We start from the raw sequence: 21,576 nt of genomic DNA, 5'->3' as shown, positions 1-21,576 counted from the left end.
GCATCAGGCTTTACGAAGGGTTATGGTGGAACCCCCCCCTCGGGCCGGTCCGTATCCCCCCCACGGACCGGCCCGTTTTTTCTTCTCCGCGCCTTTCCTCAGGCTTTCCTCAAGCCCGGGACATCGCCGCAGGTCAGCCGCGCTGGGCCCAGATGTTGGTGCCGGGGGTGGACACGGCGAAGGAGTCGATCTCCTTCAGTTCCTCTTCCGAGAGCGGCGCGCCGGCCAGCGCGGCCACGTTCTCCTCCAGCTGCCGCACGCTCGACGCGCCGATCAGCGCCGAGGTCATCCGGTCGTCCCGGAGCACCCAGTTCAGCGCCAGCTGCGCCAGCGACTGCCCGCGCCGCGCCGCGATCTCGTTCAGCCCCTCCAGCCGCCGCACCACGTCCTCGGACAGCAGCGAGGGGTTCAGGGACTTGCCCTGGCTGGCCCGCGAACCCTCCGGGATGCCCTGGAGGTACTTGCCGGTCAGCAGGCCCTGGGCCAGCGGTGCGAAGGAGATGCAGCCCATGCCGGCCTCCTCCAGGGTGTCCAGCAGCCCGTCCTCCTCCGTCCAGCGGTTGATCATGGAGTACGAGGGCTGGTGGATCAGGGGGCGCACCCCCATGTCGCGCAGGATCCGCGCGGCCTCGGCCGTCTGCTCCGCCGTGTACGAGGAGACGCCGACGTACAGCGCCTTGCCCTGCTGGACCGCGGACGCGAGCGCGCCCATGGTCTCCTCCAGCGGGGTCTCCGGGTCGAAGCGGTGCGAGTAGAAGACGTCGACGTAGTCCACGCCCATCCGCTTCAGCGAGGCGTCGAGCGAGCCGAGCAGGTACTTGCGGCTGCCCCACTCGCCGTACGGGCCGGGGTGCATCAGGTAGCCGGCCTTGGTGGAGAGCACCAGCTCCTCGCGGTAGGACGCGAAGTCCTGGGCGAAGATCTTGCCGAAGTTGAGCTCGGCCGAGCCGGGCGGCGGGCCGTAGTTGTTGGCCAGGTCGAAGTGCGTGACGCCGAGGTCGAAGGCGCGGCGCAGGATCGAGCGCTGGGACTCCAGGGACCTGTCGTCACCGAAGTTGTGCCAGAGGCCGAGGGAGATCGCGGGGAGCTTGAGGCCGCTGTGGCCGGTGCGCCGGTACTCCATGGAGTCGTAGCGGGCGGGCTCTGCCCGATAGGGATTGTTATCAGTCACGATGTCCTCCCTATCACGGACTTGTGACAGACCGAGTTGGGTACCCCATCCCGCCGCGCAGTAATGTGGCGGACTCGGGGGAGACCGCAATTCGCACGGGGGCATTGCACGGAGGGGCTCGAAGATCGTGAAGCTGCGCGACCTGGTGTACAGGCTCTATGCACGCCGGGTGGAAGGCCGCCTCGACCATGACGCGTCGCCCAAGCACATCGGCGTCATCCTGGACGGGAACCGGCGCTGGGCCAAGGCGTCCGGAGGCACGACGGAGCAGGGCCACCAGGCCGGCGCCGACAAGATCTCCGAGATGCTGGGCTGGTGCACCGAGACGGACGTCGAGGTCGTCACCCTGTGGATGCTCTCCACGGACAACCTGGACCGGCCGGAGGTCGAGCTCCGGCCGCTGCTCAACATCATCGAGAACACGGTCAGGGGGCTGGCCGAGGACGGCCGCTGGCGCGTCCACCACGTCGGCAACCTGGACATCCTGCCGTCGCGGACCCAGACCGTGCTCAAGGAGGCCGAGCAGGCCACGCACGACATCAAGGGCATAACGGTCAACGTCGCCGTCGGCTACGGCGGCCGCCAGGAGATCGCCGACGCGGTCCGCTCGCTGCTCCTGGAGCACGCCGAGAAGGGCACCTCCTTCGAGGAGCTCGCAGAGGTCCTGGACATCGACCACATCGCGGAGCACCTCTACACGCGCGGCCAGCCCGACCCGGACCTCGTGATCCGCACCAGCGGGGAGCAGCGGCTGTCCGGATTCATGCTGTGGCAGAGCGCGCACTCCGAGTACTACTTCTGCGAGGTCTTCTGGCCGGCCTTCCGCAAGGTCGACTTCCTGCGCGCCCTGCGCGACTACGCCGCCCGCCACCGGCGCTACGGCACCTGATCCCGCGGAGCTGACACCCCCTCGGTCCCGCACGCCCCCCTCGCAAAGCCTTCACCAGGGATTCACCGAGCGTCCGTCATATGCCATGGCATGGCGGCGCATGTTCGAGGGCATAACCCTGGCAGGTCGACGCCCGATCCACGGGTGTCGAGTCTCAGCGGACGGCACAGGGCCGTCCGCCCGGGAGGCCCTTTGCACCAGGACGAGCGTGCGGTTCGCACGGACGGAATGGAGGGCCGGAATTCGGCCCCTGCACTGGCGCCGTTGACCGGTCCGGTCTTCATGGCCCGACCTCTTCCGAGGGGGTACGTCCTTCCGTGGTGACCAGCACAAAGCGCCGCCTGCCCGACAGGCGGACCTACGTCCTCGACACCAGCGTCCTGCTGGCAGACCCCAACGCGATCTCCCGCTTCGACGAGCACGAGGTCGTGCTCCCGATCGTGGTGATCACCGAGCTGGAGGCAAAGAGGCACCATCCCGAACTCGGCTACTTCGCGCGCCAGGCCCTGCGCCTGCTCGACGACTTCCGGGTCCGCTACGGTCGCCTCGACGCCCCCATCCCGCTGGGCGATCTGGGCGGGACCCTGCGCGTCGAGCTCAACCACTCCGACCCGGGCGTCCTGCCCGCCGGCTTCCGGCTGGGGGACAACGACTCGCGGATCCTCGCGGTCGCCCGCAACCTCCAGGCCGAGGGCTACGACGTCACGGTCGTCTCGAAGGACCTTCCCCTGCGCATCAAGGCCTCCTCCGTGGGGCTGCTCGCGGAGGAGTACCGGGCCGAACTCGCCATCACCGATGCCGGGTGGACCGGCATGAGCGAGATCTCCCTCTCCGGGGAGCAGGTGGACCTCCTCTACTCCGAGGAGCGGCTCTACGTACCGGAGGCCGCGGAACTGCCCGTGCACACGGGGCTGGTCATCCAGTCCGAGCGCGGCAAGGCCCTGGGCCGGGTCACGGCCGACGGCAACGTGAAGCTCGTACGGGGCGACCGCGAGGCCTTCGGGCTGCACGGCCGCAGCGCCGAGCAGCGCATCGCCCTGGACCTGCTCCTCGACCCGGAGATCGGGATCCTCTCGATGGGCGGCCGGGCCGGCACCGGAAAGTCGGCGCTGGCGCTGTGCGCGGGCCTGGAAGCGGTCCTGGAGCGCAGGCAGCACCAGAAGGTGATGGTCTTCCGGCCGCTGTACGCGGTCGGCGGCCAGGACCTCGGCTACCTGCCCGGGGACGCCTCCGAGAAGATGAGCCCCTGGGCGCAGGCGGTCTTCGACACCCTCTCGGCGGTGGCCGGGCGCGAGGTCATCGAGGAGGTGCTGAACCGCGGGATGCTGGAGGTCCTGCCGCTCACGCACATCCGCGGGCGCTCGCTGCACGACGCCTTCGTGATCGTGGACGAGGCGCAGTCCCTGGAGCGCAACGTCCTGCTGACCGTCCTGTCCCGGATCGGGGCCAACTCGCGGGTGGTGCTCACCCACGACGTGGCCCAGCGGGACAACCTGAGGGTCGGCCGGTACGACGGAGTCGTCGCCGTGGTCGAGAAGCTGAAGGGGCATCCGCTCTTCGCCCACATCACGCTCACCCGCTCCGAGCGCTCGCCGATCGCCGCGCTGGTCACGGAAATGCTCGAAACACTCTGACCGGACACCCGTCCTGAAAGGGTCAAAACCCCCATAGCGGGAAGAGGAGTTGGCGCCGCCCGGCAAAGGCCCGAGAGCCTAGCCGGGCGGCGTCGTGCCGCACAGCCCTTTGTCGCAATCAGCCGCGACATGCCAGGTGTGACCTTTCCCACGCAACGCGGAATTGCCCTGCGGCGTCGCGGTCCGGCAGAGTCTGGTTTCCGTCAGGCCCCGCATACGGCACACCTGTATCTCCCGTGGGATACGCGCAGCACCACAACTCCACAGCCGATGACCGTATGCCGCCCGGATTTCACGTGGCAGCCCCCGCAGGGGAGTTGCCCACGGGCCCGCGTCTCCAGTGACCGCACCACCACGGAGACCAGTGACGAGGGCAATCTCGCGCCCGCGCGGTCACTGCGGACGCTGCTGGAAGGACACCGTGTGAGCCGGATCTCGGTCCGGGGGATCGCAGTGGCTTCGGCCACCGCCGTCACCACCGTCGGCGCCGTCGTCGGCGTCGCCACTGGCGACTCCTCCACCTCCAACGACCTTGAGACGACCGCCGCGTCCGGCGCGACGCTCCTCTCCGACACCCCGGCCGGCGAGCAGGCCCAGGTCCAGAGCGCGACCCTCGCGCAGCAGGCCGACGCCATCGCCCACGCGGCCGACGCCGACGCCAAGCGCTCGACGGAGGAAGCAGCCCGCCTCCAGGCCGCCGAGGACGCCAAGTCCAAGAAGGCCGAAGCCGAGAAGGCGGAGGAGGAGAAGGCCAAGAAGGCCAAGGCCGAGCTGGAGGCCAAGGCCAAGGCCGAGCGCGACGAGGAGGGCCAGGTCGCGAGCCGGTCCGCCAGCCGCGACGCGGCCGACATCCCGGTCCAGGGCTCCTACACGGTCGCCCAGGTCAAGGCCATCGCCGCGCAGCTGGTCCCGGCGGGCCAGCTCCAGTGCTTCTCCAACATCATCGACGCCGAGTCGACCTGGAACTACAAGGCCGTGAACTCCTCCTCGGGAGCCTACGGTCTGGTCCAGGCCCTGCCCGGTTCGAAGATGGCCTCGGCCGGCTCCGACTGGCGCACCAACCCGGCGACCCAGATCAAGTGGGGCCTCGGCTACATGAACGAGCGCTACGGCAGCCCGTGCAGCGCCTGGAGCTTCCACCAGGCCAACGACTGGTACTAGGCCGCCCAGGCCCGGGCCCCAAGCCCGTGCCCCCGGCAACCCCGGAGAGCCCCGCACCGTCATACGGTGCGGGGCTCCTCGCGTGTACGGTCTTGCGAGGTGTGACCGTACGAGCGCAACGGGCGCGGTGGGCGGGGGGAAGGGAACGACATGGCGAAGAGGGCAGGCTGGCTCGGCCGGCTCGGCAGCAGACTGAGCCGGATGGAGGAGCGCCTCGACGAACGGCGGGCCGAGGTCGAGGCCGAGACCTCTGCAGAACCGCCGCCGCCCGCCCCCGTCATGGCCGTCGAGGAGCCCGTCCCCGCGCCGCAGGACGCGCCCGCGCGGCCGGCGCACGCCCCCGAGCGGCCCGACCCGGTGACCGTCATCCCGTGGGGGGTGCGGGTGGCCGCCGAGGCCAGCTGGCGGCTGCTGCTGCTCGCCGGGATGCTCTGGGTGCTGATGAAGGTGATCAGCGAAGTCCGCCTGGTCGTCCTCGCCTTCGCCGCCGCGATGCTGGTGACCGCGCTGCTCCAGCCGTTCGTGGTGCGGCTGCGCCGGCTCGGCCTGCCGCGCGGGCTGGCCACGGCCGTCACCGCGATCCTGGGCTTCGTCGTGATCGGGCTGGTCGGCTGGTTCGTGGTCTGGCAGGTCATGGAGAACCTCGACGACCTCTCCAACCGGCTCCGCGAGGGCATCAACGAGCTGAAGAGCTGGGCACTGGACAGTCCGTTCCACGTGACCGAGAAGCAGATCAACGACATCGCGAAGAACCTCAGCGAGACCATCGGCACCAACACCGAGCAGATCACCTCCGCCGGCCTCCAGGGCGTGACGGTGCTCGTCGAGGTGCTGACGGGCATCCTGCTGGCGATGTTCTCGACGCTGTTCCTGCTCTACGACGGCAAGAAGATCTGGAGCTGGGTGCTCGGCCTGGTCCCGAACGCCGCCCGCCCCGGCGTCGCGGGCGCCGGTCCGCGCGCCTGGCGCACCCTGACCGCGTACGTGCGCGGCACGGTGCTCGTCGCGCTCATCGACGCCGTCTTCATCGGCCTCGGGCTGTACTTCCTCGACGTGACGATGGCCGTGCCGCTGGCCGTGTTCATCTTCCTCTTCGCCTTCATCCCGCTGGTCGGCGCCGTGATCTCCGGCGCCCTCGCGGTGGTCGTGGCGCTGGTGACGCAGGGGCCGTTCATCGCGCTGATGGTGCTCTTGGTGGTGCTGGCGGTGCAGCAGATCGAGGGGCACGTGCTCCAGCCCTTCATCCTGGGCCGGGCCGTACGGGTCCACCCGCTCGCGGTGGTGCTGTCGGTGGCGGCCGGCGGGATGATCGCGGGCATCGGCGGGGCGGTGGTGGCCGTACCGCTGGTCGCCGTCACGAACACGGTGGTCGGGTACCTGCGGGCGTACTCGCGCGAGCGCAACCACGCCGCGGCCCTGGCCGGGCCGGCGCCCCACGGGGCCACGGCGGTCGGGGCGGCGGCGCGGGAGGCCGGGGATGATCAGCGAGCCTGAACTCGAGGGGGAGTGGGCCACGGGCCGCCCCGCCGAGGACGCCCGGCCGGACGCCCCCACCGCGCCCCCGCGCGGCCGACGGGCGCCGTGGGTATGGGCGCTGGGCGGGATGGTGCTGGCCTCCGCGGTGTGGGCCGGGACGCTGGCGGTGCGGGAACGTTCCGCCGACGCCGGGCCGCCGATCCGCTACCGGCACAGCGAGCAGCTCTGCACGGAGACCCCGCTGAAGGCGGTCGGCGCGGTGGCCGGCGGCTTCGGGGTGGGGATGCCCAGTCACGCGGAGAGTGCCGCGCTGGACTGGTCGTACTGCTTCTCCACCGGGGGGAAGGGCGAGTCCCCCTTCACCCACGAGGGGCAGGTGCTGGTCGAGCTGCACAAGAAGGCGGACCCCGAGGTGGAGTTCGGCTCCGGGCCCGATGTCAATCCGTACCTGCGCATGCCGTCCGTCCCGGCGGAGCAGGTTCCCGGACTCGGCGAGCGGGCGACGTTCACCGGACAGCAGGACAAGCCCCGGCTCCAGGTGCTCGACGGCGGGGCGGTCTTCACGATGACCGTCACCTGGTGGGGCGACGTGGAGAGCGAGGCCCTCGACGAGGACGCGGTCAAGTCCGCGATGATCGAGGACATGCGGGCCCTGATGGCCCGGCTGCGCAGGTGAACGCGCGGGGCCCCCGCCGCCGGTGACGGCTGCGGGGGCCCCGTCGTGCGTACGTCGCCGTACGTACGGGTGACTACTCGGCGGCCAGGGCCGCTTCGGCGTCGAGGGTGACGGCGACGGCCTGGATCACCGAAGCGATCTTGAAGGCCTCCTGGACCGTCTCGCGGTCGACGCCCGCCTTGCGCAGGACCTGCTCGTGCGAGTCCAGGCACTGGCCGCAGCCGTTGACGGCGGAGACCGCGAGCGACCACAGCTCGAAGTCGACCTTCTCCACGCCCGGGTTGCCGATGACGTTCATCCGCAGGCCCGCGCGCAGGGTGTTGTACTCCGGGTCGGAGAGCAGGTGCCGCGTGCGGTAGAAGACGTTGTTCATCGCCATGATCGCGGCGGCGGACTTGGCGGCGGTGTACGCCTCCGCCGACAGGACCGCCTTCGCCTCCGGCTCCAGCTCACGCAGGACGCGCGGGGAGCGGGCGGCGATCGCGCAGGACAGGACGGTGCCCCAGAGCTGCTGCTCGGAGAGCTTGTCCTGGTTGCCGATGACCGAACCGAGGTTCAGCTTCAGGTCCTTGGCGAAGTCCGGTATGGCCGACTTCAGGGAGTCGAGGGACATCCGTCACTCACCGGCCAGCAGCGCGCCGGCGTCGATGGTGCTGTCGCCCTTGTTCCAGTTGCAGGGGCACAGCTCGTCGGTCTGCAGGGCGTCGAGGACCCGCAGGACCTCCTTCGGGTTACGGCCCACGGAACCGGCGGTCACCATCGAGAACTGGATCTCGTTGTTCGGGTCCACGATGAAGACGGCGCGCATCGGCAGGCCGTCCTCGCCGAGGATGCCCAGCTCGGTGGAGAGCTCGCGCTTGATGTCGGACATCATCGGGAAGGGCAGGTCACGCAGGTCGGCGTGGTCCTTGCGCCAGGCGTGGTGGACGTACTCCGAGTCCAGGGAGAAGCCGAGGACCTGGGCGTCGCGGTCGGCGAACTCCTCGTTCAGCTTGCCGAAGGCGGCGATCTCGGTCGGGCACACGAAGGTGAAGTCCAGCGGCCAGGCGAAGACGACCTTCCACTTGCCCTCGTAGGTCTTGTGGTCGATCTGGGCGAACTCGTTGCCGGCTTCGAGGGAGACGCAGGCGGTCAGGTCGTAGCTGGGGAACTTGTCACCGACAGTGAGCACGAACTCTCCTTGCGGAATGGAAAGTGCCCCTTTTGGGGGTTTTCCGAGGGGGTTGGACGGATCTCACATGCTGACACAGCTGCATTGATTACAGAAATAGCTACTCTTGTGCCGAGCGATCGGAGATACCTATCAGTGGCTGTCAGTAATAGAGGAACGAAGCAACCGACGCTCGCACAGCTGCGCGCCTTCGCGGCCGTCGCCGAGCACCTGCACTTCCGCGACGCCGCCGCGGCCATCGGCATGAGCCAGCCCGCCCTGTCCGGGGCCGTCTCCGCACTGGAGGAGGCCCTCGGCGTCCAGCTGCTCGAACGCACCACCCGCAAGGTGCTGCTCTCGCCCGCCGGGGAGCGGATCGCCCTGCGGGTCCGCGGCGTGCTCGAGGCGGTCGGCGGACTGCTGGAGGAGGCCGAGGCCGTACGGGCCCCCTTCACCGGGGCGCTGCGCCTCGGAGTGATCCCCACCGTGGCCCCGTACCTGCTGCCGACCGTGCTCGGGCTCTTCCAGCGGCGCTACCCCCGCATGGACCTCCAGGTCCACGAGGAGCAGACCTCCTCGCTGCTGGAAGGGCTGGCCGGCGGGCGGCTCGACCTGCTGCTGCTCGCGGTCCCGCTCGGAGTCCCCGGAGTCACCGAACTGCCGCTCTTCGACGAGGACTTCGTCCTCCTCGCGCCCCGCGAGCACCCGCTCGCCGGACGCCGGGACATCCCGCGCGAGGAACTGCGGGGCCTGCAGCTCCTGTTGCTCGACGAGGGGCACTGCCTGCGCGACCAGGCCCTGGACATCTGCCGGGAGGCCGGCCGCACCGCCGGGGCGGACGTCACCACCACCGCCGCCGGTCTCTCCACCCTCGTCCAGCTCGTCGCAGGGGGACTCGGGGTGACCCTGCTGCCGCGCACCGCGCTGCGGCTGGAGACGACCCGCAACGAGCAGCTGTCCACCGGGTACTTCGCCGAGCCCGCCCCCTCGCGGCGCATCGCCCTGGCCGTGCGGAGCGGCACGGCCCGGCAGGAGGAGTTCCGGGCCATCGCGGGCGCACTGCGCGAGGCCGTGCGCCCGCTCCCGGTATGGCCCACCGACTGAGCCCTTCGGCTACTCGGTGCGCAGGCCGTCGGGGCGGACCAGGCGCAGCAGCGGCGGCAGGCTGAGCAGGGTCACCGCGACGACCAGGCCCGCGCCGGCGCCGGTCATCGTCGCCACCACGGTCCAGTCGACGACGAGCGGGCGGCTCGTCATCGCCCGCAGGAGCGAGCCCAGCCCGATCCCCGCCACGGCCGCGAGGGCCACGCCCACCCCGACGGGCAGGGCCGTCTGCCACAGCACCGACAGGCCCAGCGTGGAGCGCTTCGTACCGAAGGCGACCAGCGCGGACAGCAGTTTGCGGCGCTCGCGCAGCTGTTCCAGCTGGTAGACGAGCAGGCTCGTGCCGATCAGGACCAGCACGCCGGTCGCGCCGAAGAGCAGACCGGTGCGGATCGCCCCGTAACTGGAGACCCGGTAGGTCTCCTTCAGCGTCATGGCGGTGGCGAAGGGAGCCGCCTTGAAGGTGGCCGTGCGGACCAGTTCCAGCGCGTCGGGCACGGAGTCGTCGAGCTGGACGAAGATCCGCGCGGTCCGGCCGTCGCCCAGGTCCTTCGGCGCGGCGGACGGGGTGACGAGCAGGCCCTCGCGCAGGAGGCCGGTGGGATCGGGGCGGCCGAGGGCCTTGCGGGCGCCTGCCGGGAAGGTCCATTTGGCGGCCGGTTCCCCGTCGGTGCCGTAGCCGCTGACGTCCCCGGTGAAGAGCTCGTCGCCCGGCTTGGCCGTGGCCCCGTAGATGCCCCGCTCGGCGGTCAGGACGAAGGCGTCGCCCTCTTTGCAGGAGTCGAGCACCGCGACCTCGGCGAGCGCCTCGCAGGTGCCGACGGTGACGTCGATCCGCTGCCCGATGTCGGGGACCGGGATCTGGTGCGCCGCGCGGAAGGTGGCCAGCGGTACGGTCCTGGCGACGCCCGGGGCGGCGGAGATCTGCCCGGCGATCGTGTCGAGCCGGGTGCCGTCGCCGTCGCGCAGCACGACCGCGACGGCGGCCCGCGTCGGGTCCTGGCCGGTCTCCCTGGTGTACGAGTCCTCGACGCCCGAGAAGAGCATCTGCAGGGCGATGGCCCCGGCCACGGCGACCGCGATGCCGTTGACCAGGCGGGCGGCGGTGCCGGTGCTCACCTGGAGCCGGCGGACGGCCAGCTGGAAGGAGACCGGGCCGCCGGAGAGCCGCCCGACGGCGCGTTCCAGGACCCAGGGCAGCAGGGCGGTGATGCCGACCAGCAGCAGCAGCGCACCGCCCGCGACCTGCCACTGGCTGAGCCCCGCGGTCTCACCGGCGCCGCGCGGCATCGTCGCCAGCAGCCCGAGCCCGGCGGCGGGCAGCAGCAGCCGCCACCAGATCCGGCGCCGGCCCGGAGTCTGCCGGTGGACCGTGCCCAGCGGTTCGACGACCACCCCGCGCAGGGTGAACAGGGTCACCGCCACGGCGGCGGCGGGCACGGCGAGGGCCACCAGCAGCACGAGCCCCGGCGAGGGGTCGAGGTCCGCCGGGAAGATGCTGCGCTGGCCGAGGGTGACGGAACCGACCAGCCCGCGGCCGATCAGGAAGAACCCGGCGCCGAACAGCAGCCCGGCCAGGGACCCGACCAGTGCCTCGCCGGCCGCGATCCGGCGCACCATGGGGCTGTCGGCGCCCACCAGGCGCAGCGCGGCGAGCCGCTGGTCGCGCCCCTCGCCGCCGAGGCGGACGGCGGCGGCGATGAACACGGCGATGGGCGTGAGCAGGGCCACGAAGGTCAGGACGACCAGGAGCGTCAGCACCGGGTCGAGGTTCCGCTCCCGCACCGTGGCGCCGAAGACGCCGATGCGGTCGAGGACGCGGAACTCCTGCGGGGCGCGCTGCTCCAGCTTCTCGCCGCCCAGGTAGAAGAGGAGTTCGCCGGGGCCGGTCAGGCCGGCGTCGCCGACCGTCTCGGTGACCCGCCCGTCGAGGCGCTCGCGCAGCAGCGCTCCGTCGGCGGAGTCCAGCAGCTTGCCCAGCGCGGGGGAGACGGCCAGCTCGCCGGGGCCGGGGATCTTCGTCAGGCCCGGCGGGAGGGGGGCCCGGGGGCTCTCCGCCTCCACCAGGCGGCCGCCGATGTCCAGGCCGTGGTAGTTCTGGTTGACCTTCACGGCCAGCAGGGTGTCGCCGCGCGGTCCGTTGGTGATGGACCTGTTCGCGCTCTCGCGGGCCGCCTCGCGGTCGATGCGGGCGGCGAACGCGCCGGGGATCGCGGTGCTGATCAGCAGCAGGGCGACTCCGAGGCCGACCCCGACGCCGGTGAGCAGGGTGCGGATCCACCCCTCGCGGCCGCCGAAGGCGAAGCGGGCGCCCATGGCGAGGTCGCGGGCCCATACCGCGCGGCCGTTCATATGATCCGCTCCATGTCACGGGACCGGCCGTCACGTATGACGATCTCGCGGTCGGAGTACGCGGCCACGCGGGTCTCGTGCGTGACCAGGACGACGGCGGCGTTCGCGGACCGGGCCGCCTCGGTGAGCAGCTGCATCACCAGTTCGCCGTTGAGGGAGTCGAGGGCTCCGGTGGGCTCGTCGGCGAACACCACCCGGGGCCGGGTGACCAGGGCGCGGGCGACGGCCACGCGCTGGCTCTGGCCGCCGCTGATCTCGCCGGGGCGCTTGGTGCGGGTGTCCTCGACCTGGAGCCGTTCCATCCACTGCAGGGCCGTCGCCTCGGCCTCCTTGCGCTTCACGCCGTTCAGACGCAGCGGCAGGGCGACGTTCTCCACCGCGGTCAGCTCGGGGACGAGCCGGCCGAACTGGAAGACGAAGCCGAACTCGGTGCGGCGCAGGGCGCTGCGCTCGGCGTCGTTCAGGGCGGTCAGCTCGCGGCCCGCGTAGGTGACGGTGCCCGAGTCGGGCGGGACGATCCCGGCGAGGCAGTGGAGCAGGGTCGACTTGCCGGAGCCGGAGGGGCCCATGACGGCGACGACCTCGCCGGGGTGGATGGAGAAGCCGACGCCGTCGAGGGCGGTGGTGGGTCCGTACTCCTTGCGGAGGTCCGTGGCGGCGAGCAGGGTACCGGCGGGGGTCACGGGCGTACCTCCCGGGCGAGCTGGTCGAGGCGGGCGGCGGTCAGTTCGAGCCAGCGCAGGTCGGCCTCCAGGTGGAACAGGGCGTGGTCGCAGACCAGCTGGTCGGTGAGGTCGCCCTTGCGCTTGCGCTGGGTCAGGATGCGCATCAGCCGCAGGTGCTCCGCCCGCTGGGTGTCCAGCAGCTCGTTCGCGCTGCGGCCGGTCAGCAGGGCGAGGACGACCTTGGTGTAGAGGGTGGACTGGAGGTACGGCTCGGGCTTCTCGGGCTGCGCGAGCCAGGCCTCGACGTCGGTGATCCCGGCGTCGGTGATGGCGTACCGCTTGCGGTCGGGGCCGCCGCCGGACTCGATGCCCTCGACCTCGACGAGGCCGTTCTTCAGGAGGCGGGACATGGTCGAGTAGACCTGCCCGTAGGCGAGAGGGCGGTCGTGGCCGAATTTCTCGTCGAAGGCGCGCTTGAGGTCGTAGCCGTGGCGCGGGCCGGCCTCCAGGAGGCCGAGCAGGGTGTGACCGATGGACATGCGGGCGACTATACACGTGGTGTATACGCACCGTGTATAGGTCGCCGGGTCGAGGCGGGGCCGGGGTCGTGGGGCCGGGCCGTGGCCGCGCCCGGCGCCCGGCATCCGTTCCGGCGGGAGCCGGGGCTGCGGCCATTCGTGGGGACTTCGCGGGCGCCGGGGGCGGCTCGGTGCGGGGCCCCCGCGGGGCTGGCACCTTGGGAGCCGCCCCCGCCAGGGTCTCCCGGCCCGCCGGCCCACGAGCCTCCGGGTCCACCGGTCTCCAGGGCCCACGGGCCCCGCCCGGCACCGCATCCCGAAAGGCGCGCCATGCACGGATCCCCCGCCGAGACCGCCGCGCTCCCGCCGCAGCAGACCGGACCGGACGCCCGCACCCGCGACCGGCCGCCCGCCGCCCCCCGCCCCGGCACCCCCTGGTGGATCTGGGCACTCGCGGGCGGGCTCTTCCTCGTCTACGCGGCCCTGTCCCTGCGCACCCACCAGCGGTTCCTCTCCCGCAGCTTCGACCTCGGGATCTTCGAGCAGGCCGTCCGCTCCTACGCGACGGGCCGGCTGCCCGTCTCCGAGATCAAGGGCCCGGACTTCCCCGTCCTCGGGGACCACTTCTCCCCGGTCATCGCCCTGCTGGCGCCCCTCTACCGGATCTGGCCCTCCGCGAGCACCCTGCTCCTCGCCCAGGCGGCGCTGATCGCCGCGAGCGTGCTGCCGCTCGCCCGCTGGGCGCACCGGGCGCTGGGCGCCCCGGCCGCCGTGGTGACCGGGCTCTGCTACGGACTGTCCTGGGGCCTCGCGAGCGGCGTCGGCTACGACTTCCACGAGGTGGCCTTCGCCGTCCCGCTGCTCGCCGCCTCCCTGGCCGCGCTCGGCGAGGGGCGGATGCGGGCGGCGGCCTGCTGGGCGCTGCCGCTGCTCCTGGTCAAGGAGGACCTCGGGCTGACGGTGGCGGTGATCGGGCTGGTCATCGCCTGGCGCTGCGGGCCGGGCGCGCGCCGCACCGGCATCCTCGTCGCCCTGGCCGGCGCCGCCGGGGCGCTGCTGGTCATGACGGTGGTGCTGCCCGCCTTCCACCCGCAGGGGTTCGACGGCTACGTCGCCTCCCACGGCACGGAGGCCGCCGGCGGGGCCGCGGGCGGCGCGGGCGATTCCCTGTACCGGATGACGGTCGGGCTGCTCACCCCCGAGACGAAGGTCGCGACCCTGGTCCTGGTGCTGGCGCCGACCCTGTTCCTGGCGGTGCGCTCACCGCTGATGTGGGTGGCCGTGCCCACGCTGGTGTGGCGGCTCGCCTCGGACAACCCCGTGCACTGGGGGACCGGCTACCACTACTCGCTGGTCCTGATGCCGGTCGTCTTCGCGGCCTTCGTGGACGCCCTGAACCGGCGCGGGAGCAGCCCCGCGGGCCTGCGCCGCTATCTCCTCGGCGCGGCCGGGGTCTGCCTGCTGCTGCTCCCCGCGTACTCCTGGTGGCAGCTGGTGCAGCCCGCCACCTGGCGGGCCGATCCCCGGGCGGCGGTCGCCGAGCGGCTGATGGACCGGATCCCGGACGGGGCCGTGGTGCAGGCCTCGGACAACCTGGTGCCGCACCTGACCGACCGTACGAGCGTCAGCGTCTACGGCTGGCAGGACAGCCGTCCCGGCCCGCAGTGGATCATCGTGGACACCCGGGTCCCGGTGTGGCGGCACTGGCCGCTGTCCGTTCCGGCCGAGTCGATCGCCCTGGCGCGGTCCCGAGCGAACGGCTACGCGAGCGTGGCCGAACAGGACGGCTTCGTGCTGCTGAGCCGCCGCCCCTGAAGGCGGCGGCGGTCAGGAGTCGGACGTACGCCGGGGGCGGCCGCGCGGGGGGATCGGGGCGGCCCCGCCCGGCAGCCGGCCGGACTCGGACAGGGCCCGCCGGAGCAGGAACTCGATCTGCGCGTTCGCGCTGCGCAGCTCCTCGCCCGCCCAGCGCGCGAGGGCGTCGTAGACCTGCGGGTCGAGCCGGAGCAGGACCTGCTTGCGCTCCTGCCGCGCGGCCCGCGGCGGGCGCGCGGCCCGGGGTTCCGGCCGGGGCGCCCCGCCGTCCGGCTCGCCTGCGGGGGTCACTGGTACAGGGTGCCCGTGTTGATGACCGGCTGGGCCGCGCGGTCGCCGCAGAGCACGACCATCAGGTTCGAGACCATGGCGGCCCTGCGCTCGGGGTCCAGGTCCACGATCTCCTCCTCGGCCAGCCGGGTCAGGGCCAGTTCCACCATGCCCACCGCGCCCTCGACGATCAGCTTGCGCGCCGCCACCACGGCGCCCGCCTGCTGGCGCTGGAGCATCGCGGAGGCGATCTCCGGAGCGTACGCGAGATGCGTGAAGCGGGACTCGATGATCTGCACGCCCGCCGCCTCGACCCGGGCGGCCAGCTCGGCGTCGAGCTTCTCGGTGATCTCCTCCGCGTTGCCGCGCAGCGAGAGCCCGCCCTCGTCGTGGGAGTCGTAGGGGTACTCGATGGCGATGTGCCGGACGGCCGCCTCGGTCTGCGTCTCGACGAACTGCTGGAAGTCCTCGACCTCGAAGACGGCCCGCGCGGTGTCGGCGACCCGCCACACCACGACCGCGGCCAGTTCGATCGGGTTGCCGTAGGCGTCGTTGACCTTCAGGACGGAGGTCTCGTGCTGGCGGACCCGGGTGGAGACCTTGCGGCGGGTGGCGAAGGGGTTGACCCAGCGCAGCCCGTCCGTGCGGACCGTGCCCCGGTAGCGGCCGAACAGCTGGACCACCCGGGCCTCGCCGGGCGCCACCATGTTCAGCCCGGTCAGGGCGACCGTCTGGGCGACGACGAGCAGGATGCCCAGCGGGATCAGCGTGGCCTGGAGCGCCACCCCGTCCGCCGTGGCGCCCAGGACGACGAGCGCGACCCCGGCCGCCGTCCCCAGCAGGCCGAGCAGCAGGGCGGGCCCGCCGCCGACGCTGCGCGCGGTGAACTCCCGTACGCCACTTGCCTGTACGTCACTCGGCCGTGCGTCCACTGCGGCTGTCATGGATTACCCCCGTTTGGTGTCCCGCGTCCGGTCGTGGCCGACCGGAACGCCTAGCAAAGTGATATCACTTTTTGCGTTCGCCGCAACCCTTCCTGTCTCATGGGCGTCGGTTCCATTGGTGTGGGTGCTGATTCTCACGTCCGAAATGACCGGTATTGATCAGAGTTAGTCAACCTTTGTCACAGCCTGCGGTGTTAGTTTTCTGAGCTGACGTCGGGGGGGTAATCGAGCGGAGCGGGAGCGATGGGCCGAGCAGAAGCGCGAAAGGCGCAGCAGCAGCGCGGTGCGCGGAAAGCGCCGAGCGGGCGCCAGGGCAAGTCGACCGGAAAGCGCAGTGGCATACGCCGCTTCCTGAACTGGAAGACGATCCTCGGCACCTTCGTCGGGGGGCTCCTCCTCATGACGGCCGGAGCCGTCATCCTGTACTTCTCGGTGAACGAGCCGACCGACCCCAACCAGGGTGCGGTCCTGCAGAGCAACACCTACAAGTACGCCGACGGCTCGGTCATGGCCACCACCGGCAAGATGAACCGCTCGATCGTCCCGTTCGACAAGGTCCCGCCGGACGTCCGCACCGCGTTCATCGCGATCGAGAACAAGACCTTCTACAAGGACAGCGGCGTCGACGTGATCGGTGTCGGCCGAGGCGTCTTCAACACCGCCCTCGGCCGCGGCAAGGCCGGCGGCTCGACGATCACCCAGCAGTACGTCAAGAACTACTACCTGACCCAGGACCAGTCGGCGACGCGCAAGCTCCGAGAGCTGATCATCTCGCTCAAGGTCGACCAGCGGATGAGCAAGGACGACATCCTCATCGGCTACCTGAACACCAACTTCTACGGCCGCAACGCCTACGGCATCCAGGCCGCCGCCCAGGCCTACTACGGCGTCGACTCCGACAAGCTGACCCTGGAGCAGGGCGCCTACCTGGCCGCCGTCATCCAGGCCCCCAGCCAGTACGACTGGGCGACCGCCGGCCCCAACGGCAAGCGGCTCGTCATGATCCGCTTCAACGCCGTCCTCGACAACATGGTCGAGATGGGCGAGCTGGACCAGGCCAAGCGCGCGACCCTGAAGTTCCAGGAGCCCATCAAGCCCAAGACCCGACCGGGCATGGACGGCCAGAAGGGCTACCTGGTCCAGGCCGCCGAGCTGGAGATGAACAAGCAGGGCATCAAGGACGCCGAGATCAACGCCGGCGGCTGGACGATCACCCTCAACATCGACAAGAAGAAGCAGGCCGCCCTGGAGAAGGCAGTCCAGGACGAGCTGGAGTCCAAGCTGGACCGCAAGAACACCAAGGACCGCCCCCAGGACCAGAGCGTCCAGGCCGGCGCCACCTCCGTCGACGCCAAGACCGGCGGCATCGTCGCCATGTACGGCGGCCAGGGCCTGACGGAGAAGTCCGAGAGCAACGCGCTGCGCACCGACTACCAGCCGGGCTCGACCTTCAAGCCGATCGTGCTGGCCAGCGCCCTGGAGACCGGCGCGAAGACCCAGGACGGCCGCCCGATCACCCCGAACGCCCTCTACGACGGCACCAGCAAGCGCCCCGTGGTCGGCAGCGACACCGCCTTCGCCCCGCAGAACCAGGACGACATCAACTACGGCGACCCGATGATCACCGTCCAGGAGGCCACGAACTCCTCGGTGAACTCGGTGTACGCGCAGATGTTCGTCGACGCCAAGCCCGCGAAGGTGAAGGAGACCGCGCTCTCCCTCGGCATGGCCGACCGCGAGGGCTGGCCCGCCGCCTCGCCCGCCATGTCGCTCGGCACCATGAGCGCCAACACCGTGGAGATGGCCGGCGTCTACGCCACCCTCGACAACCACGGCAAGAAGGTCACGCCGACCATCATCAAGAAGGCCGAGCACAAGGACGGCGAGTTCAAGCCCGTCAACCCGGTCGGCTCCCAGGTCCTCACCAGCAAGACCGCCGACACCGTCACCAAGGTCCTCACCGGCGTGGTCGAGGAGGGCTCCGGCAAGGCCGTGCGCAGCTCCGCCTACGAGGCCGCGGGCAAGACCGGTACCACCGAGTCCAACGTGGCCGCCTGGTTCACCGGCTACACCCCGGAGCTGGTCACCGTCGTCGCGATGTTCGGCGAGGACCCGAACTCGCACAACCAGGTCACCCTGACCGGTACCGCCGGCAAGGGCCGCGCGGGCGGCTCCAGCTTCCCCGCGCAGATCTGGCAGGCGTACACGCTGGCCGCGCTCAAGGGCCAGACCACCGGCCAGTTCGACCTCTCGGACGCCGAGATGGGCACCCCGCCCCCGCCGCCGACCCGCAGCGCGTCCCCGACGACCTCGGCCCCGAGCACCACGCCGACGCCGACCAGCTCCGGCACCCGCCCGACGGGCACCCCGGACCCGACCGGCAGCGGCGGCACCGGCAAGCCCGACCCGACGCCGCCGACCAAGAACCCGACGCCGCCGACGAAGAACCCGACGCCGCCGACCAAGGACCCGACGCCGCCGACGAAGGACCCGACGCCGCCGCTCTTCCCCCCGAACCCCAACACGCAGCAGCGGTAACCGCGCTCACCGCACACACAACGCCGCCCCGCAGCGATCACGCTGCGGGGCGGTGGTGCGTGCGGGGTGCGCCGTCAGCGCCGCTCCTGCGGCCCCGGACCCGGCAGCGCCAGCTCGAACCAGACCACCTTGCCGCTGCTCAGGCGCGTCGCACCCCAGCGCCGGGCCAGCCGGTTGACCAGGAACAGGCCGCGCCCGCCCTCGTCGGTGTCCCGGGCGCGGCGCTGGCGCGGCAGCTGCGGGGAGTCGTCGCCGACCTCGCAGCGCAGCACGTCCGTGCGCAGCAGGCGCAGGGTCACCGGCCGCTCCGCGTACCGCACGGCATTGGTGACCACCTCGCTGACGAGCAGCTCCAGCGAGTCGCTCAGCTCCTCCAGGCCCCAGCGGGCCAGGGCGCGCCGGGCGAAGCGCCGGGCCCGGCCCGGAGCGGTCTCCTCCGGGTCCAGGAACCAGTACGCCACGTCGCTGGGCGCGATCCCCTCGAAGCGGGCCGCCAGCAGCGCGATGTCGTCGTCCCGGTCGCCGGGGCCGAGCATGTCCAGCACGTCGTCGCAGAGGGCCTCCAGCGGCGGCGAGTGGTCCAGCCCGGTCAGCTGCGCGGTGGTGGCGAGCCGCTCGCGGAGCTGCTCGATGCCGGTCCACACGTCCCGCAGCCGGGACTCCACGAGGCCGTCGGTGTACAGCAGCAGGGTGGCCCCGGCCGGGGCGTCCAGCTCCACCGCCTCGAAGTCCACGCCGCCGACCCCAATGGGGGCGCCGGGCGGGACGCGCAGCACCTCGGCGCGGCCGCCCAGGTGCAGCAGCACCGGCGGCGGGTGGCCGGCGTTGGCGATGGTGATGCGGTGCGAGACGGGGTCGTAGACCGCGTACAGGCAGGTGGCCATCCGGTCGGAGCCGAGCCGCTGGGCCTGCTCGTCCAGGTGGTGCAGCACCTCGGCGGGCGGCAGGTCGAGCTGGGCCAGGGTCTGCGCGGTGGTGCGCAGCTGCCCCATGATCGCGGCGGAGGTCATGGAGTGGCCCATGACGTCGCCGACGACCAGCGCGACCCGGCTGCCGGGCAGCGGTATGGCGTCGTACCAGTCGCCGCCCACCCGGGCCGTCTCGGCGGCGGGCAGGTAGCGGGAGGCGAGCCGGACCCCGGTGGGCTGGGGGAGGCTGTCGGGCAGCATCGTGCGCTGGAGTTCGTCGGCGATGTACGCCTCGCGGCCGTACAGCACCGCCTTGTCGATGCCGAGCGCGGTGTGGGTGGCCAGCTGGGCGGCGACGAGCAGGTCGTTCTGCTCGAAGGCGTCGCGGTCCGGGGTGCGCAGGAACACCGCCGCGCCGATCACCCGCCGGCGGCCCCGCAGCGGGGCCAGGATGGCCCGCTGGCCGCGTGGCACGGGATGGTCGGCGCCCAGCAGTTCGGGCAGGGCGCCCCTGGCCCCCGCGGCCGAGCCGAAGACGGGCCGGACGCCGCGCAGCACCTCGGCGAGGGCCCCGCCGGGCCGGATCTCGCACAGCTCCGCCGCGGGCAGGTCGCCCTGCGGTCCGACCAGCGGCAGCTGGCTGAAGTCGAGCTCGCCGGCGGCCCCCGTGGCCCCGGAGCCGTCGCCGCTGTCGGTGAGGTCGTCGAGCGGCCGGAGCCGGTCGGTGCGCCGCAGCCTTAAGACGACGGGCCCGACGGGCCGCTCGTCGCCGACGGGCAGCGGGTCGCGCAGGTAGACGAGGATCGCGTCGGAGAAGGTCGGCACGGTCGCCCGGCACAGGCCGAGGACGATCTCGTCGAGGTCGATGCCGCGCGCGATCCGGCGGGTGGCGGCGCCGACGAAGCGCAGCCGGTCGCCCTCGCGGCGGGCCGCGCTCACCTCTCCGGTACCGGTGCCCGCAATCCCCGTACCGCCGGCGGCGGCGTCGTGCCGGCCGGCGTTGCGGGCGGCCTCGCCGTCCCGGCTGCGCGCGGCGCCGGCATCGGCGTCGGCCGGGCCGTGGCCGGAGGCCGGGGAGGCCTCGCCGGACGGTCCGCCGCGCGGGCGCGGGACCTCGGCGGCGGGAACCTGAGCATGCGTGCGTACGGCCTCGGCGGCCGCGATCGGGGCCTTGCCGTGGCCTGCCTCGTCCGTACCTCCGCCGGAGGCACCGGCGGGCTGCGGGCCCTCCTGGGAGGTGGGGTACTCCGTCACGCGTGGAATTCCATCCGTTTGCGCTCGATGTGCGCTGCACTCAACTCGGTCAGTCGCGGTATACCCGCTCAGCGGCCGGGGCACCATCACCCCCGGTTTCCGCGTCCCCCTCGTTACCTCTCGTTCTGCGTAGACCTCCGTCAAGTACCGGTCTCCGCAGGTGATTTGCGGTTACGGTGCCCAGGAGGCGCACCGCGGACGACCGGCGGAGGACGATCCTACGTTTGCACCCCGGGGGCGCATCAAGGGTCTCATGAGGTCATATGCGCCGGGGTGCGGTCCCAGTCCTCGGGCAGAACCGGAATCGTCCAGGCCGGATCGGGCCTCCAGTCCTGCCAGCCGTCGCCGAACGGCGGGCCCCACGCCTTGATCACGTCCACCGCCGCACGCCCCGCCTCCTCGACCCGCGCCGCCTGTTCCGCGTCCATCAGCCCGCTGCGCTGCGCCTGGGCGAACTCGTCCTCGTCCAGCCACTTCCAGCTGCGGTCCGGGTACACGGCGATGTCGAGGAAGTGGTCCTCGGAGTCCACCCCGCCCGACCAGCGCGAGCGCGGTTCCTCCAGGTTCACGTACCAGTTGCGCAGGTGCCAGCCCTGGTCCCAGAACAGCCACACCGACCACGGCTCCCCGGGCCGGGCCAGCTTCAGCACGCCGCCGCCTCGCCAGTACGAGCGCGCGGTGGTGCGCGGCGCGGTGTAGCGGGTGGCCAGCGGCTCCTGGTGCACGGCGGAGCCGTCGGCGAGGACGGGCCTGACGCACTCGGTGCCCGGCGCCATCCACACCGCGAGCAGCTCGTCGGTGTCCCGTACGACGGTCACCGGCCGGGCGATGTGGATCCGGCCGTCGATGCCCGGGGCGTGGTCGCGGTACCGCCACAGGATCTGCTCCCCGGGCGCCCAGCGGCCGTCCTGTGTCCCACCCCGCGCGTCTGGCCGCGTCACGCCGCTCCCGGTCCTGTCGGTACCTGTCATGCGCAGATCTTAGGGCGGCGGCCCCCGCGGATGCTGCGGTGCAGGTCACCGAGGGGGCCGGGGACGGGAAACGACCGGAT

At 72.0% G+C, this 21,576-nt stretch carries 18 protein-coding genes; 8 read left to right on the top strand and 10 right to left on the bottom strand.

Annotated features, from left to right (window positions below; all coding sequences use genetic code 11):
- Positions 1-133: 133 nt before the first annotated feature.
- A complete protein-coding gene (mgrA, locus tag OOK31_RS12350; RefSeq protein WP_267012487.1) occupies positions 134-1,171 on the bottom strand; it encodes an L-glyceraldehyde 3-phosphate reductase in 1,038 nt (345 codons plus the stop codon).
- Positions 1,172-1,298: 127 nt separating this feature from the next.
- Between mgrA and OOK31_RS12345 the strand changes: the two genes are divergently transcribed.
- The 5 genes from OOK31_RS12345 to OOK31_RS12325 all read left to right on the top strand — a co-directional run bounded on the left by OOK31_RS12345 (position 1,299) and on the right by OOK31_RS12325 (position 7,007).
- A complete protein-coding gene (locus OOK31_RS12345; RefSeq protein ID WP_267012486.1) occupies positions 1,299-2,060 on the top strand; it encodes an isoprenyl transferase in 762 nt (253 codons plus the stop codon).
- A 317-nt stretch (positions 2,061-2,377) separates the two neighbouring features.
- On the top strand, positions 2,378-3,694 hold the full coding sequence (locus tag OOK31_RS12340) for a PhoH family protein (protein ID WP_267012485.1): 1,317 nt from the start codon (positions 2,378-2,380) through the stop codon (positions 3,692-3,694).
- Between the two features lie 423 nt (positions 3,695-4,117).
- On the top strand, positions 4,118-4,855 hold the full coding sequence (locus tag OOK31_RS12335; protein ID WP_267012484.1) for a transglycosylase SLT domain-containing protein: 738 nt from the start codon (positions 4,118-4,120) through the stop codon (positions 4,853-4,855).
- Between the two features lie 150 nt (positions 4,856-5,005).
- Positions 5,006-6,349, top strand: a complete 1,344-nt coding sequence (locus OOK31_RS12330) for an AI-2E family transporter (RefSeq protein ID WP_267012483.1) — start codon at positions 5,006-5,008, stop codon at positions 6,347-6,349.
- Positions 6,333-7,007, top strand: a complete 675-nt coding sequence (locus OOK31_RS12325) for a hypothetical protein (protein ID WP_267012482.1) — start codon at positions 6,333-6,335, stop codon at positions 7,005-7,007. The genes OOK31_RS12330 and OOK31_RS12325 overlap by 17 nt, the downstream gene beginning before the upstream one ends.
- Before the next feature lie 73 nt (positions 7,008-7,080).
- On the opposite strand, the gene OOK31_RS12320 is transcribed toward OOK31_RS12325, so the two are convergent.
- Positions 7,081-7,620, bottom strand: a complete 540-nt coding sequence (locus OOK31_RS12320) for an alkyl hydroperoxide reductase (RefSeq protein WP_267012481.1) — start codon at positions 7,618-7,620, stop codon at positions 7,081-7,083.
- A 3-nt stretch (positions 7,621-7,623) separates the two neighbouring features.
- Positions 7,624-8,178 carry a peroxiredoxin gene (locus tag OOK31_RS12315; RefSeq protein WP_267012480.1) on the bottom strand — a complete coding sequence of 185 codons (555 nt, stop codon included), beginning with the start codon at positions 8,176-8,178 and terminating at the stop codon, positions 7,624-7,626.
- A gap of 135 nt (positions 8,179-8,313) precedes the next feature.
- On the opposite strand from OOK31_RS12315, the gene OOK31_RS12310 reads away from it, so the two are divergent.
- Entirely contained in the window at positions 8,314-9,261 is a 948-nt protein-coding gene (locus OOK31_RS12310) for a hydrogen peroxide-inducible genes activator (protein ID WP_267012479.1), read from the top strand.
- 9 nt (positions 9,262-9,270) lie between these two features.
- Here OOK31_RS12310 and OOK31_RS12305 read toward each other — a convergent pair whose 3' ends face one another.
- The 3 genes from OOK31_RS12305 to OOK31_RS12295 are packed head-to-tail and all read right to left on the bottom strand — an operon-like array spanning position 9,271 to position 12,817.
- On the bottom strand, positions 9,271-11,613 hold the full coding sequence (locus OOK31_RS12305) for an FtsX-like permease family protein (protein WP_267012478.1): 2,343 nt from the start codon (positions 11,611-11,613) through the stop codon (positions 9,271-9,273).
- Positions 11,610-12,296 (bottom strand): ABC transporter ATP-binding protein, encoded by a 687-nt coding sequence (locus OOK31_RS12300; protein ID WP_267012477.1) that lies wholly within the window; start codon positions 12,294-12,296, stop codon positions 11,610-11,612. The genes OOK31_RS12305 and OOK31_RS12300 overlap by 4 nt, the downstream gene beginning before the upstream one ends.
- Positions 12,293-12,817, bottom strand: a complete 525-nt coding sequence (locus tag OOK31_RS12295; RefSeq protein ID WP_267012476.1) for a PadR family transcriptional regulator — start codon at positions 12,815-12,817, stop codon at positions 12,293-12,295. Before OOK31_RS12295 ends, OOK31_RS12300 begins: the two co-directional genes overlap by 4 nt.
- A gap of 309 nt (positions 12,818-13,126) precedes the next feature.
- Between OOK31_RS12295 and OOK31_RS12290 the strand changes: the two genes are divergently transcribed.
- Positions 13,127-14,611 (top strand): DUF2079 domain-containing protein, encoded by a 1,485-nt coding sequence (locus OOK31_RS12290; protein WP_267012475.1) that lies wholly within the window; start codon positions 13,127-13,129, stop codon positions 14,609-14,611.
- 12 nt (positions 14,612-14,623) lie between these two features.
- On the opposite strand, the gene OOK31_RS12285 is transcribed toward OOK31_RS12290, so the two are convergent.
- Positions 14,624-14,902 (bottom strand): hypothetical protein, encoded by a 279-nt coding sequence (locus tag OOK31_RS12285; protein ID WP_267012474.1) that lies wholly within the window; start codon positions 14,900-14,902, stop codon positions 14,624-14,626.
- Entirely contained in the window at positions 14,899-15,825 is a 927-nt protein-coding gene (locus tag OOK31_RS12280; RefSeq protein WP_267012473.1) for an SPFH domain-containing protein, read from the bottom strand. The genes OOK31_RS12285 and OOK31_RS12280 overlap by 4 nt, the downstream gene beginning before the upstream one ends.
- A gap of 243 nt (positions 15,826-16,068) precedes the next feature.
- On the opposite strand from OOK31_RS12280, the gene OOK31_RS12275 reads away from it, so the two are divergent.
- Positions 16,069-18,363 (top strand): transglycosylase domain-containing protein, encoded by a 2,295-nt coding sequence (locus OOK31_RS12275; protein ID WP_267012472.1) that lies wholly within the window; start codon positions 16,069-16,071, stop codon positions 18,361-18,363.
- A 74-nt stretch (positions 18,364-18,437) separates the two neighbouring features.
- On the opposite strand, the gene OOK31_RS12270 is transcribed toward OOK31_RS12275, so the two are convergent.
- Both OOK31_RS12270 and OOK31_RS12265 read right to left on the bottom strand, forming a co-directional pair.
- Entirely contained in the window at positions 18,438-20,525 is a 2,088-nt protein-coding gene (locus tag OOK31_RS12270; RefSeq protein ID WP_267012471.1) for an ATP-binding SpoIIE family protein phosphatase, read from the bottom strand.
- A 251-nt stretch (positions 20,526-20,776) separates the two neighbouring features.
- Positions 20,777-21,496 carry a DUF402 domain-containing protein gene (locus OOK31_RS12265; RefSeq protein ID WP_267012470.1) on the bottom strand — a complete coding sequence of 240 codons (720 nt, stop codon included), beginning with the start codon at positions 21,494-21,496 and terminating at the stop codon, positions 20,777-20,779.
- Positions 21,497-21,576 lie beyond the last annotated feature (80 nt).

This window comes from Streptomyces sp. NBC_00249 (assembly GCF_026342355.1).
In the GTDB taxonomy this organism is placed as follows: domain Bacteria; phylum Actinomycetota; class Actinomycetes; order Streptomycetales; family Streptomycetaceae; genus Streptomyces.
This window is presented reverse-complemented; position numbering and strand designations above follow the sequence as displayed.

Coding starts and splice junctions, on each gene's coding strand:
- OOK31_RS12330 (WP_267012483.1), top strand. CDS start 5,006: ATGGCGAAGAGGGCAGGCTGGCTCGGCCGGCTCGGCAGCAGACTGAGC.
- OOK31_RS12325 (WP_267012482.1), top strand. CDS start 6,333: ATGATCAGCGAGCCTGAACTCGAGGGGGAGTGGGCCACGGGCCGCCCC.
- OOK31_RS12320 (WP_267012481.1), bottom strand. CDS start 7,620: ATGTCCCTCGACTCCCTGAAGTCGGCCATACCGGACTTCGCCAAGGAC.
- OOK31_RS12305 (WP_267012478.1), bottom strand. CDS start 11,613: ATGAACGGCCGCGCGGTATGGGCCCGCGACCTCGCCATGGGCGCCCGC.
- OOK31_RS12295 (WP_267012476.1), bottom strand. CDS start 12,817: ATGTCCATCGGTCACACCCTGCTCGGCCTCCTGGAGGCCGGCCCGCGC.
- OOK31_RS12290 (WP_267012475.1), top strand. CDS start 13,127: ATGCACGGATCCCCCGCCGAGACCGCCGCGCTCCCGCCGCAGCAGACC.
- OOK31_RS12280 (WP_267012473.1), bottom strand. CDS start 15,825: ATGACAGCCGCAGTGGACGCACGGCCGAGTGACGTACAGGCAAGTGGC.
- OOK31_RS12275 (WP_267012472.1), top strand. CDS start 16,069: ATGGGCCGAGCAGAAGCGCGAAAGGCGCAGCAGCAGCGCGGTGCGCGG.
- OOK31_RS12265 (WP_267012470.1), bottom strand. CDS start 21,496: ATGACAGGTACCGACAGGACCGGGAGCGGCGTGACGCGGCCAGACGCG.